Origin of the sequence: Mycobacterium montefiorense, from assembly GCF_025823255.1 — a bacterium.
Classification (GTDB): domain Bacteria; phylum Actinomycetota; class Actinomycetes; order Mycobacteriales; family Mycobacteriaceae; genus Mycobacterium; species Mycobacterium montefiorense.
On record NZ_JACKVL010000007.1, the window covers coordinates 297,126 to 310,008 of the forward strand.

Below are 12,883 nucleotides of genomic sequence, written 5' to 3' on the forward strand. Positions count from 1 at the left end.
ATGGCCGATATTGTGCTGGAACACGTGAACAAGAGTTACCCCAACGGTCATACGGCGGTGCAGGACCTGAACCTCACCATCGCCGACGGTGAATTCCTGATCCTGGTCGGCCCGTCCGGATGCGGCAAGACCACCACGCTGAATATGATTGCCGGACTTGAAGATATCTCGTCGGGCGAATTGCGAATCGACGGTGAACGAGTCAACGAGAAGGCGCCCAAGGACCGCGACATAGCGATGGTGTTCCAGTCCTACGCGCTGTATCCGCACATGACGGTTCGGCAGAACATCGCCTTCCCGCTGACCCTGGCGAAGATGCCGAAGGCCGACATCGCACAGAAAGTCGCCGAAACCGCCAAAATCCTTGACCTCAGCGAACTCCTGGACCGCAAACCCTCTCAGTTGTCCGGTGGTCAGCGTCAGCGGGTCGCGATGGGCCGCGCCATCGTGCGTCATCCCAAGGCGTTCTTGATGGACGAGCCGCTATCCAACCTGGACGCCAAGCTGCGCGTGCAGATGCGCGGCGAGATCGCCCGGCTGCAGCGCCGGTTGGGCACCACCACGGTCTACGTCACCCACGACCAGACCGAGGCGATGACGCTGGGTGATCGCGTGGTGGTGATGCACGGCGGCGTCGCCCAGCAGACCGGAACCCCCGCGGAGCTCTACGCGCGTCCGGCGAATCTCTTCGTGGCGGGGTTCATCGGCTCGCTTCCAATGAACTTCTTCCCCGGCACACTGACGCCGAACGGTCTGACGCTGCCGTTCGGCGAGGTGATGCTGAGTCCGGATGTCCAGGAGGTGATCGCCGCGCATCCGAAGCCCGAGAGCGTCATCGTCGGGGTGCGGCCCGAACATCTGCTGGATGCCGGTTTGATCGACGGCTTCCAGCGCATCGCGGCGACAACCTTCCAGGTGAAGGTCGACCTGGTCGAATCGCTCGGGGCCGACAAGTACGTGTACTTCACCACCGCGGGATGCGACGTCCATTCCGTCCAGCTCGACGAGCTGGCCGCCGAGTCGGAGGTCGCCGAAAACCAGTTCGTGGCAAGGGTTCCCGCCGAGTCGAAAGCCGTCATCGGCGAGCCCGTCGAATTGGCTTTCGACACCGGGAAACTCGCGGTCTTCGACGCCGACTCCGGGGTGAACCTGACCATCGCCGGGACGCAAGCCGCGCAGTGACACAAATCCTGGACCAGGTAAGGGCACACCTGCGCGACTACTTCGCCAAGGCGAGTGAGGGGGCGTGGGGTGAGCCCGATTCGGCGAGCGTGACATTTCTGGGTACCGAACCGATCGAGATGCTGAGATTCCTTGCCACCGACTCAGTGGTGCAGTACGTGTCGCTGGGGTGCTCGCGGCATCCGATGGGTGATCCCAGCGAAATCATCGTCGACCCGTTGCGCGGCCCGCGTGCCGAAGTCGCGCTGTGCCTGCGAGATCCCGGCCCGGCCACCGGAATCGCCCGCAGCCTGGCGATGCTGGCGGCCGCACCGGCTGTCGATGGTGTGGTGCTGGCCCCCGGCGCGCTGGTGGACCTCGGGTCGCCACTGTGGTCCTGGCCGTCGCGACGAGTGCCGTTTACCGCTGTTCTGTTGAGCGACAGCGACATTCCGGACCTGCCGCTACAGCCGCCGTGCGACCCGGTGGTGTTTCTCTCGGCGACTCCGATCACCGCGACCGAGGCGGCGTGGGTGCGACTCAAAGGCGCCGACGCGATGCGGCAGGCCTGGGAGAGCGACGGTGTCGACGTGCTGGATCCGAACCGTCGCGCGGCACAACCTAACTGAGCCAAGGCCGCACACTCAATGTGGCTAAAGCCAGTTGTTCCTGCGGAATTGGAAGTACAGGACCAAACAAGCCAGGGTCATCAGGGCCATGACGCCCGGGTAGCCCCACGTCCAGTCCAGCTCGGGCATGAAATGAAAGTTCATCCCGTAGATCGCGGCGACCGCGGTGGGCAACGCCGCGATACCGGCCCAGGCCGCCATCTTGCGCATGTCATTGTTCTGCTGCATGCCGACGCGCGCCAACGCCGCCTGGATCAGCGAGTTGAGCATGTCGTCGTAGCTGGCGATCTGGTCCGCGGCCTCGGACTGGTGGTCGCCGACATCGCGCAGGTAGCGCCGCACCTCCTTGGAGATCAGATCCTTGTTCTCCATCTGCATTCGATGGAATGCCGCAGACAGCGGGTTGACGCAGCGGCGTAGCTCGACGACCTCACGTTTGAGCAGGTAGATCGGTTCGACGTCGAGCTTGCGGCCCGGGGCGAACGCCACCTCCTCGATGCTGTCGATATCGCCTTCCATCAGCCGGGTCACCTCGAGGTAGTGGTCCACGACGTAGTCGGCGATCGCGTGCATCACTGCGAACGGCCCCAGTCGCAGCTGCTCACCATCGGCTTCCATGCTCTTGCGCACTTCGGCCAGCCCACTGTGCTCGCCGTGGCGGACGGTGACCACGAAGTCCTTGCCGACGAAGACCATCACCTCGCCGCTTTCCACAATCTCTCGCGCCAGCGCGACCGACTCGTGTGGGACGTACTTGACCGTCTTGAGCACCAGCACCAGCGTGTCGTCGTAGCGCTCCAGCTTGGGTCGCTGATGTGCGCACACCGCGTCTTCGACGGCCAGCGGGTGCAATCCGAAAACGTCCGCCACCTCTTTCATCTGGGTCTCGTTCGGCTCGTGCAAGCCGACCCAAACGAAGGCGTCGTGCCCCAGCATCTCGATCTGGTGCACTTTGCTGCATGCGGCTGGGTAGCTGAACTTGCCGGGAAGCCGGTTACCTCCGACGTAGACGGCGCAGTCGACCAGGGCCTCGTGGGGTGCTGGGGGTTCGGGAGCGGGTTGTGGTTGCGGCTCGTGCGCGATCGTCCGAAGCGCCTCCGGCAATGCGTCGAAACCCTCGAACACCTCAACCTCCTATCGCACCGCAGAGCGGTGCTCATGCTACGCGTGCAGGTAAAACACGGCGTGAAATGGCGCGGCCAGCGGCCGGCAACGGTTGCCCGGTGCGCCGCGGCGAATTCGGACCGGAGATTTCGCGCGGCCAGCGGTGCGCTAGTTTCGTGGGCGACCGCTTGACCTTCTCCATAAGGAGTAAACCGACGTGAGCGCAAGTCCACTCAAGGTGGCCGTCACCGGCGCTGCCGGCCAGATCGGCTACAGCCTGCTGTTCCGCCTGGCATCCGGCTCGCTGCTGGGGCCCGACCGCCCGATCGAGCTGCGGCTGCTCGAGATCGAGCCCGCGCTCAAGGCGCTCGAGGGCGTCGTGATGGAGCTCGATGACTGCGCGTTCCCGCTGCTGTCGGGTGTCGAGATCGGCGCGGACGCGAACAAGATCTTCGACGGCGTCAACCTGGCCCTGCTGGTCGGTGCGCGGCCGCGTGGCCCGGGCATGGAACGCGGTGACCTGCTGGAGGCCAACGGCGCGATCTTCACCGCGCAGGGCAAGGCGCTGAACTCGGTCGCCGCCGACGACGTCCGCATCGGAGTGACCGGCAACCCTGCCAACACGAACGCACTGATCGCGCTGAGCAACGCCCCCGACATCCCCACGGAGCGGTTCTCCGCGCTGACCCGCCTGGACCACAACCGGGCGATCTCGCAGCTGGCCCGCAAGACCGGCGCCGACGTCACCGACATCAAGAAGGTGACGATCTGGGGCAACCACTCGGCCACGCAGTACCCCGACATCTTCCATGCTGAGGTCGGCGGCAAGAACGCGGCCGAGGTCGTCAACGACCAGAACTGGATCGAGAACGACTTCATCCCCACGGTCGCCAAGCGCGGTGCTGCGATCATCGACGCACGCGGCGCCTCCTCGGCCGCCTCGGCCGCGTCGGCGACCGTCGATGCCGCCCGCTCCTGGCTGCTGGGCAGCCCGAAGGATGACTGGGTGTCGATGGCGGTCCTCTCCGACGGCTCCTACGGCGTCCCGGAGGGAATCGTGTCGTCGTTCCCGGTGACCACCAAGGATGGCAACTGGTCGATCGTGCAGGGGCTGGAGATCGACGAGTTCTCCCGCGGCCGCATCGACAAGACCACCGCCGAGCTGGTCGATGAGCGCGCCGCCGTCACGGAACTGAAGCTGATCTGAGGCAGTCGATTAGGGCTACTAATGGGTAGTAAGTACCCTGGGCCCGTGTCCGAAATCGTGCCGTCACAGATCGTCATCGGGGACGACGAGATCTTCGAGGCCCATGTAGGCGGGAAGCTTTCGGTCGAGATGAAGGCTCCGCTGGACACGCAGCGCGCATTGTCGATTGCCTATACGCCGGGTGTCGCACAGGTCAGTCGGGCGATCGCCGCGGACCACACTCTGGCCGACCGCTACACGTGGGCGAACCGGTTGGTGGCCGTCGTCAGCGACGGCAGCGCCGTCCTGGGCCTGGGCGACATCGGACCGGCCGCGGCGCTGCCGGTGATGGAGGGCAAGAGCGCGCTGTTCAAGCAGTTCGCCGATCTGGACGCGATCCCGATCGTGCTGGACACCAAGGAGCCCGACGAGATCGTCGAGACGCTGGTGCGGCTGCGGCCGACGTTCGGCGCGGTAAACCTCGAAGACATCTCGGCGCCCCGCTGCTTCGAGATCGAACGGCGGGTCATCGAGGCGCTGGACTGCCCGGTGATGCACGACGACCAGCACGGCACCGCGATTGTCGTGCTGGCCGCGCTGATGGGCGCCAGCAAGCTGCTGGGCCGCGACATGGGCTCGATGCGGGTAGTGGTCTCGGGTGCCGGGGCAGCGGGCGTTGCCTGCTCGAAACTTCTTCTCGCAATGGGCGTTTCGGACATCACGGTGCTCGACTCGCAGGGCATCCTGCACACCGGCCGCAACGACATGAACATCGTCAAGACCGATCTGGCGCGCAGCAGTAATCCGCGCGGTCTGACCGGCGGCATGGTGGAAGCGCTGAAGGAAGCCGACGTGTTTCTCGGGGTGTCGGCCGGCGTGGTCCCCGAGGAGCTCATCGCCACGATGGCGTCCGATTGCGTTGTGTTCGCGCTGTCCAACCCGGACCCGGAGATCGCGCCCGACGTCGCGGCCAAGTACGCCGCAGTGGTGGCCACCGGCCGCAGCGATTTCCCCAACCAGATCAACAATGTCCTGGCGTTTCCCGGGGTGTTCCGCGGCGCGCTGGATGCCGGGGCGCGGCGGATCACCGAAAAGATGATGGTGGCCGCGGCCGAGGCGATCTTCTCCGTCGTGAGCGACGACCTGGCACCCGACCGGATCGTGCCCAGCCCACTGGACCCAGGCGTCGGTGAGGCAGTGGCGCAAGCCGTGGCGCGGGCTGCGAACAGCACGGAGTGAAAATCGGCAGGCTCGCGGCGTTTCTGCTCGCTGCCGTGCTCGCTGCCCCGTTGTGCGCCGGCTGTGCGGCCGGCACCGGCGACCATCGTGGCGCCCCCGCCCTGGTGGTCGGTTCCCGCGATGACGCCATGTCGAAGCTGCTGACCGGCGTGTACCTCGCGGCGCTGCGATCGTACGGTTTCGCCGCGCAAGCTCAGACCGGTGACGACCCGATGGCGCGACTGGACTCCGGCGCCTTCACCGTCACGCCGGCCTTTACCGGCCAGACCTTGCAGACCTTGCAGCCCGGCGCGACGGCGACCTCCGATGCGCCGGTCTACCGTGCGATGGTGTCGGCACTGCCCGAAGGTATTGCCGCCGGCGACTACACGACGGCCGCCGAGGACAAACCCGTCCTGCTGGTCGCGCAACCCACCGCCAAGGCCTGGGGTGGTCAGGATCGCAGCGCGGATCTTTCCACGCTGGGAAGACACTGCGGCGGGCTGACCGTCGGTATCGTTACCGGCCGTCAAGCGCCGTCGCTGGTGGGCACCTGCCGGCTGCCCGCCCCGCGCGAATTCCCGGATGGCACAACGATGTTCGCGGCAGTGCGGGCCGGGCAGCTGACGGCGGGATGGACTACCACGGCCGATCCCGCGATGCCGGGTGATCTGGTGCCACTGGCCGACGGCACACCCGCGCTGATCCGGGCGGAGAATGTGGTGCCGCTCTACCGTCGCAATGTGCTGAGCGATCGGCAGGTGCTGGCGATCAACGAAGTAGCGGGTGTGCTGGACACCGCGGCGTTAGCCGACATGCGCCGCCAAGTCGCGGCAGGCGCCGATGCATTGGCGGTCGCCGGCGGGTGGCTCGCCGAACACCCGCTGGGCCGCTGAGGACCTAGCGGTTGCTGAACGAAGTGAGCCGGTGTGTGACGGTTCCAAACAGCCGCTGATAGGCCGGGCCCATCAGCCGCACCAGCGCATCCAGCACCTTGGCGTCCGTGCCGACCAGCACCCGGGCCTTGTTCTTGCGAACCCCCTCCAAGATGACGCGCGCGGCCTTCTCTGCAGTGGTGCTGGCCATCCGCTTGTCGAATACCTTGGCCAGTTCGGCCGCATCGAGTCCTTCGGCGACGGTGGCGTTGCGCGCGATCCCGGTCTTGACGCCGCCCGGGTGCACCGTGGTCACCTTCACCGGGTGGCCGGCCACGAACATCTCCTGGCGCAGCGCTTCGGTGAAGCCGCGGACCGCGAACTTGGCCGCGTTGTACGCCGCCTGACTCGGCACGGCGAACAGCCCGAACACACTCGACACGTTGACGACGTGGCCGTCACCCGAAGCGATCAGGTGCGGCAGAAATGCCTTGGTGCCGTTGACGACTCCCCAGAAGTCGACGTCCATCACCCGTTCGATGTCCTTGAATTGGCTGACCTCGATGTCGCCGGTGAACGCGATGCCGGCGTTGTTGTAGATCTGGTTTACCTTGCCGAAGTGGGCGTTGACCGCGTCAGCGTAGGCCAGGAAGGCCTCGCGTTCGGTCACGTCGAGTCGGTCGCATAGGTACGGCGCCCCGATTGCTTTCAGCTGTTCCTCGGTCTGTGCCAGTCCCTCGGTGTTGACGTCACTGATTGCGACGCTGGCACCCGAGCGGGCGAGTTCGACGGCCAGCGCCTGGCCGATTCCCGAACCCGCGCCCGTGACCACCGCGACCTTGCCAGCGAACCCCTGCATGTGCACTCTCCCTCGTGTCCACAATTGCCTCAAGGTTACCGGTACCGGCGGTCTCGGATAGCGGCAGGGTGCCCGGTCGATCAGCTCTTGGGCGCCAGCAACCGCCGCACCCAGGTCGCCAACCGGGCCAGCAGCGTGGACCCACCGAACATCAGTTCGGGATATCGCCCACCGAACACCCGGACCATCAGGTCTGCGGATTTGGCATCCGAGCCGATCAGCACCCGGGCCCTGTTCTTGCCCACCGCAGCCAAGATGATGCGGGCGGCCTGTTCGGCAGTGGTCTTGGCAATCTGCTGGTCGAAGTTCTCCAGGATCTCGTCCTGGGAGAGTCCCATGCCCTCGGCGATCTCGGCGTTGGTCCCGAAAGACGTCCTGACGCCGCCCGGGTGCACCACGGTCACCCCGACCGGGTGTCCGGCCACCACCATCTCCTGGTGCAGCGCCTCGGTGAAGCCGCGGACGGCGAATTTCGCCGAGACATAGCCGACCTGACCCGGCAAGGCGATCACACCGAGCACGCTGGAGATATTGATGACGTGGCCGTCCCCGGAGGCAATCAGGTGGGGGAGAAATGCCTTGGTGCCGTTGACGACTCCCCAGAAGTCGACGTCCATCACCCGTTCAACGTCCTTGAAGTCGCTGAACTCGAGGGTGCCGATGTGGGTCAGCCCCGCGTTGTTGTAGATCTGATTGACCTTGCCGAAGTGCTCGTTGACCGCGTCGGCGTAAGCCTGGAAGGCTTCGCGTTCGGTCACGTCGAGCCGATCGGCCCTGACCGGCACCCCGATGGCCTTGAGCTGTTGCTCGGTCTGGGCCAGGCCCTCGGCGTCAACGTCGCTGATCGCGACGCTGGCACCCGAGCGGGCGAGTTCGACGGCCAGCGCCTGGCCGATTCCCGAACCCGCGCCCGTGACCACCGCGACCTTGCCGGCGAACTTCTTCATAGACAACCTTCCTCAAGTCCGCCCCGTCCGTCGAGGTTAGCCGGTGCCAGCAAAGGTCCAGCGGGCGGACTGACGAACCTCAGCCGAACGCGGTGTCGAGTATTTCCTGTTGCTCGACGGCGTGCACCTTCGACGATCCCGAGGAGGGAGCCGACATGGCGCGTCGGGAGATGCGCTTGATCCCGGTCAACTTTTCCGGCAGCAACTCGGGCAGCTCCAGGCCGAAGCGGGGCCAGGCGCCCTGGTTGGCCGGCTCTTCCTGTACCCAGAAGAACTCGTTGGCCTCCGGGTAGCGGTCCAGCGTCTCGGCCAATCGGCGTTTGGGCAGCGGCGCCAGCTGCTCGATGCGCACAATCGCGACATCGTCGCGGTTGTCCTTGGCCTTGCGGGCCACCAGCTCGTAGTAGATCTTGCCGCTGGTCAGCAGGACTCTGCGGACCTTGCTGCGATCGCCGATGCCGTCTTCGTAGGTGGGTTCCTCTAGCACCGAGCGGAACTTGATCTCGGTGAAATCCCTGATGTCGCTGACCGCTGCCTTGTTGCGCAGCATCGACTTCGGAGTGAAGACGATCAGCGGGCGCTGGATGCCGTCTAGCGCGTGCCGGCGCAGCAGGTGGAAATAGTTGGACGGGGTAGACGGCACCGCGATCGTCATCGAACCCTCGGCCCACAGCTGCAGGAAGCGTTCGATCCGGCCGGAGGTGTGGTCCGGGCCCTGGCCTTCATGGCCGTGCGGCAGTAACAGCACCACGTTGGACAACTGCCCCCACTTGGCCTCGCCGGAGCTGATGAATTCGTCGATGATCGACTGCGCGCCGTTGACGAAGTCGCCGAACTGCCCCTCCCACAACACAAGTGCGTCCGGGTTGCCCACGGTGTAGCCGTACTCGAAGCCCACCGCGGCGTACTCGGACAGCGGTGAGTCGTAGACCAGGAACTTGCCCCCGGTCGGGGTGCCGTCTTTGTTGGTCGCAAGCAGCTGCAGCGGCGTGAACTCCTCGCAGTTGCGGCGATCGATGATCACCGAATGCCGTTGCGAGAAGGTGCCGCGGCGGGTGTCTTGTCCCGACAGCCGGATCAGCTTGCCCTCGGCGACCAGGGTTCCCAGTGCCAGCAGCTCGCCGAACGCCCAGTCGATCTTGCCCTCGTAGGCCATCTCGCGGCGCTTCTCGAGCACCGGCTGCACGCGTGGGTGCACGGTGAAACCTTCTGGGGCGGAAAGGAATGCGTCGCCGATCCGGGCCAGCAGCGACTTGTCGACAGCGGTGGCAAGCCCCGCGGGCACCAGCTGGTCGGCCTCCACCGATTCGCTTGGCAGCGCGCCGTGCTTTTCCACCTCGCGGACTTCGTTGAACACCTGCTCGAGTTGGCCCTGGTAGTCGCGCAGCGCGTCCTCGGCTTCCTTCATCGAGATGTCACCGCGGCCGATCAGGGCTTCGGTGTAGCTCTTGCGGGCCCCGCGCTTGGTGTCGACGACGTCGTACATGTAGGGGTTGGTCATCGACGGGTCGTCGCCTTCGTTGTGCCCGCGACGGCGGTAGCACAGCATGTCGATGACCACGTCCTTGCGGAACGTCTGGCGGAAGTCCACGGCCAGCCGCGCCACCCACACGCACGCTTCCGGGTCGTCGCCGTTGACGTGGAAGATCGGCGCGCCGATCATCTTGGCGACGTCCGTGCAGTACTCGCTGGATCGGGAGTACTCCGGCGCGGTGGTGAAGCCGATCTGGTTGTTGACGATCACGTGAATGGTGCCGCCGACGCGATAACCGGGCAGCAGGGCCAGGTTCAGCGTCTCGGCGACCACACCCTGGCCGGCGAATGCGGCGTCGCCGTGCAACATCAGCGGCACGACCGAGAAGCCGTCGTCGCTGTTGCCCTTGTCCAGCAGGTCCTGCTTGGCCCGGACCAATCCCTCCAGCACCGGGTCGACAGCTTCCAGGTGCGACGGGTTGGCCGTCAGCGAAACCGCAATGTCGTTGTCGCCGAACATCTGCAGGTACACGCCGGTGGCGCCGAGGTGATACTTGACGTCGCCGGACCCGTGCGCCTGTGACGGGTTGAGGTTGCCCTCGAACTCGCTGAAGATCTGCGAGTAGGGCTTGCCCACGATGTTGGCTAGTACGTTGAGCCGGCCGCGGTGCGGCATCGCGATGACCACTTCGTCCAGGCCGTGCTCGGCGCACTGGTCGATCGCCGCATCCATCAGGGGGATCTGACTTTCGGCGCCTTCCAGCGAGAAGCGCTTCTGCCCAACGTATTTGGTCTGCAGGAAGGTTTCGAAGGCCTCGGCGGCGTTGAGCTTGGACAGGATGTACTTCTGTTCGCCCACCGTCGGTTTGACGTGCTTGGTCTCGACTCGCTCTTCGAGCCATCGCTGTTGTTCGGGCTCGAGGATGTGGGTGTATTCCACGCCGATGTGCCGGCAGTACGCGTCGCGCAGCAGGCCCAGCACGTCGCGCAGCTTCTTGTATTCGCAACCGGCGAACCCGTTGACCTTGAACACCCGATCCAGATCCCAGAGTGTCAGGCCATGATTGAGGATTTCGAGGTCGGGATGGCTGCGGAATCGGCTGGTGTCCAACCGCAGTGGATCGATGTCGGCCATCAGATGTCCGCGGTTGCGGTAGGCCCCGATCAGTTCCATCACGCGGGCGTTCTTGTCGACGATCGAGTCCGGGTTGTCGGTGCTCCACCGCACCGGCAGGTACGGGTTACCCAGCTCCCGGAAGATGTCGTCCCAGAACGCATCCGAGAGCAGCATCTCGTGGATGGTGCGTAGGAAGTCGCCGGACTCCGCGCCCTGGATGATGCGGTGGTCGTAGGTCGAGGTCAGGGTGATCAGCTTGCCGATGCCCAGCTCGGCGATGCGTTCCTCGCTGGCGCCCTGGAACTCGGCGGGGTATTCCATCGCGCCCACACCGATGATGGCGCCCTGGCCGGCCATCAGCCGCGGCACCGAGTGCACGGTGCCGATGGTGCCCGGATTGGTCAACGAAATCGTGACTCCACCAAAGTCTTCGGCGGTCAGCTTGCCATCGCGGGCGCGGCGCACGATGTCTTCGTAGGCGGAGACGAATTCGGCGAACCGCATTGTTTCGCAGCCCCTGATGCCGGCTACCACCAGGGAGCGTTTGCCGTCTTTGCCCTGAAGGTCAATGGCCAGACCGAGATTGGTGTGCGCCGGGGTGACGGCGTTGGGTTTTCCGCCGACCTCGGCGTAGTGCCGGTTCATGTTGGGGAACTTCTTGACCCCCTGCACCAGCGCATAGCCCAGCAGATGCGTGAAGGAGATCTTGCCGCCGCGAGTGCGCTTGAGTTGGTTGTTGATGACGATCCGGTTGTCGATCATCAGCTTCGCCGGGACGGCACGGACGCTGGTTGCCGTCGGCACGTCCAGCGACGCGGACATGTTCTTGACGACGGCCGCGGCGGCGCCGCGCAGCACCTGCACCTCGTCGCCCTCGGCCGGCAGGGGCTGGGGGGGCTTTGGGGCGGGCGCAGCGGGCGGTGGCGTCGCGGCGCCGTTGCCGGCGGGAGCCGGGCTGGCAGGCCTGGCGGGGGCCGGCGGGGCGGCCGGCGGCTCGGCGACGGCGACCGGCGTGGGCGCCGGGGCGGCAGCGGCGGGCGGTGGTTGCGCGGGGCTCGGGGTGTCCTGGCCGGCTGTGGTGGTCGGCTCGGGGTTGTAGTCCACCAGGAACTCGTGCCAGCTCGGATCCACCGAGGAGGGGTCGTCTCGGAACTTGCGGTACATCTCCTCGACCAGCCATTCGTTCTGCCCGAATGGTGAACTGATGTTGCTCACGGCCGCTGTTCTCCTCAATTCTCTTGTCCTGCAGGCTCTATAAGCGCTATTGCCCGCCGCTTGGACTCTGCGCACCTCGGTTGACGAGGTACCTCACACCCGCGGCGGACTACTGCGTTTCCGCCTCATAAAGGCTAACCCTTCGCCGCTATTTCGCCAGCGAGACGTCGGAACCCGGGTCGCGATGGCTACTGGCTCGCTTCGCACACCGCCGGCAACACGTGCAAGGTGTTCGGCCAGCGGGCCGGCGGGGCGCCGAATGCCTGGCGGGCATTACGGACGATCTTCTTAGCCACGATCCGGTTGCCGGCGCCACCGACCGCGGCCCCGATGCCGACAGGCAGCATTTTGCCGAACATGAGCGCGCCGCGTCGCACCGCATACCGCTTGACGAAGTATTTGAGCATTCGGCTGTTCAGCCGGCCCAGAGTCGACAGCGGCAGCGACGCCATGCCCTCGGCCAGCCATCCGCCGTTGGTACGCGCGGGACCGATCAGCTCGCCGATGGCCTTCTTGCTGTCGTCGCCGACCAACACGGACAGCACCAGCGCGCGACGCCGCTCGTGGTGATCGGCGGGGATGCCGTAGACCTGGGCCTGCGCCAGGACGAAGATCGCCGTTGCCTCCATGAAGAACACGGTCTCGCCGGCGCCCGCCGACATCGCCGTCAACGTCCCGATACCGGGGAATGTCGCCGCCGACCCCACCGCGGCCCCGCTGGCCGTCAATGCGGCCAGATACCTGCTTTCCAGCTTGGCGACGATCTCCGCCGGGCTCGCGCCGGGGAACGCCCGCCGCAGCCGGGCCACATAGGCTTCCGCGGCGGGAGCCTGGATCCGCGAACTACGCTCGATGACCTGCGCCAATGCCCGTGCAGATGCCTTGGGGCGACCGGAGCGCCCGGGCGGCACGTTATTTGGCGGTTGCTCAGATCGTTTCAGGGGCCAAATCCCTGACCTATTGCGTCGAGCGCTCATAGTGCCTCTCCTGCGAATGGCGTTCCCTTCAGGCTAACGCGAGTTTGCTGAACACGCGGTTAGCGGTAAGCCGTGCGCGTTCTTTGGGCCGCGGCGGAAAAAGGGGTGGGCAGCACGTCGGC

Annotated in this window: 10 protein-coding genes; 5 read left to right on the plus strand and 5 right to left on the minus strand. The window is 65.9% G+C overall.

Annotated features, from left to right (window positions below; genetic code table 11):
- Both H7K34_RS06035 and H7K34_RS06040 read left to right on the plus strand, forming a co-directional pair.
- Entirely contained in the window at positions 1-1,182 is a 1,182-nt protein-coding gene (locus H7K34_RS06035) for an ABC transporter ATP-binding protein (RefSeq protein WP_264060893.1), read from the plus strand.
- Positions 1,179-1,790: a suppressor of fused domain protein gene (locus H7K34_RS06040; RefSeq protein ID WP_264060897.1), complete on the plus strand. Its 612-nt coding sequence runs from the start codon at positions 1,179-1,181 to the stop codon at positions 1,788-1,790. The genes H7K34_RS06035 and H7K34_RS06040 overlap by 4 nt, the downstream gene beginning before the upstream one ends.
- 24 nt (positions 1,791-1,814) lie before the next feature.
- Here H7K34_RS06040 and corA read toward each other — a convergent pair whose 3' ends face one another.
- A complete protein-coding gene (gene corA / locus H7K34_RS06045) occupies positions 1,815-2,915 on the minus strand; it encodes a magnesium/cobalt transporter CorA (RefSeq protein ID WP_264060898.1) in 1,101 nt (366 codons plus the stop codon).
- Between the two features lie 196 nt (positions 2,916-3,111).
- Here corA and H7K34_RS06050 point away from each other — a divergent pair, with 196 nt between their 5' ends.
- From H7K34_RS06050 to H7K34_RS06060, 3 genes are read left to right on the plus strand one after another with little or no spacing between them, the layout of a single operon-like run.
- On the plus strand, positions 3,112-4,101 hold the full coding sequence (locus tag H7K34_RS06050; protein WP_264060899.1) for a malate dehydrogenase: 990 nt from the start codon (positions 3,112-3,114) through the stop codon (positions 4,099-4,101).
- 45 nt (positions 4,102-4,146) lie between these two features.
- Positions 4,147-5,319, plus strand: coding sequence for an NAD(P)-dependent malic enzyme (locus H7K34_RS06055; protein ID WP_235616708.1), 1,173 nt, complete (start codon positions 4,147-4,149; stop codon positions 5,317-5,319).
- The gene (locus H7K34_RS06060) at positions 5,316-6,194 is read left to right on the plus strand and encodes a glycine betaine ABC transporter substrate-binding protein (protein ID WP_264060900.1); all 879 of its coding nucleotides are present in this window, start codon (positions 5,316-5,318) and stop codon (positions 6,192-6,194) included. Before H7K34_RS06055 ends, H7K34_RS06060 begins: the two co-directional genes overlap by 4 nt.
- A 4-nt stretch (positions 6,195-6,198) precedes the next feature.
- Here the strand turns inward: H7K34_RS06060 and H7K34_RS06065 are convergent, their stop codons facing one another.
- The 4 genes from H7K34_RS06065 to H7K34_RS06080 all read right to left on the minus strand — a co-directional run bounded on the left by H7K34_RS06065 (position 6,199) and on the right by H7K34_RS06080 (position 12,761).
- Positions 6,199-7,032 carry an SDR family NAD(P)-dependent oxidoreductase gene (locus H7K34_RS06065; RefSeq protein WP_108921738.1) on the minus strand — a complete coding sequence of 278 codons (834 nt, stop codon included), beginning with the start codon at positions 7,030-7,032 and terminating at the stop codon, positions 6,199-6,201.
- An 80-nt stretch (positions 7,033-7,112) separates the two neighbouring features.
- Positions 7,113-7,979: an SDR family NAD(P)-dependent oxidoreductase gene (locus H7K34_RS06070; protein WP_264060901.1), complete on the minus strand. Its 867-nt coding sequence runs from the start codon at positions 7,977-7,979 to the stop codon at positions 7,113-7,115.
- A gap of 79 nt (positions 7,980-8,058) precedes the next feature.
- Positions 8,059-11,784 carry a multifunctional oxoglutarate decarboxylase/oxoglutarate dehydrogenase thiamine pyrophosphate-binding subunit/dihydrolipoyllysine-residue succinyltransferase subunit gene (locus tag H7K34_RS06075; RefSeq protein ID WP_264060902.1) on the minus strand — a complete coding sequence of 1,242 codons (3,726 nt, stop codon included), beginning with the start codon at positions 11,782-11,784 and terminating at the stop codon, positions 8,059-8,061.
- A gap of 188 nt (positions 11,785-11,972) precedes the next feature.
- Entirely contained in the window at positions 11,973-12,761 is a 789-nt protein-coding gene (locus tag H7K34_RS06080; RefSeq protein WP_264060903.1) for a hypothetical protein, read from the minus strand.
- Positions 12,762-12,883 lie beyond the last annotated feature (122 nt).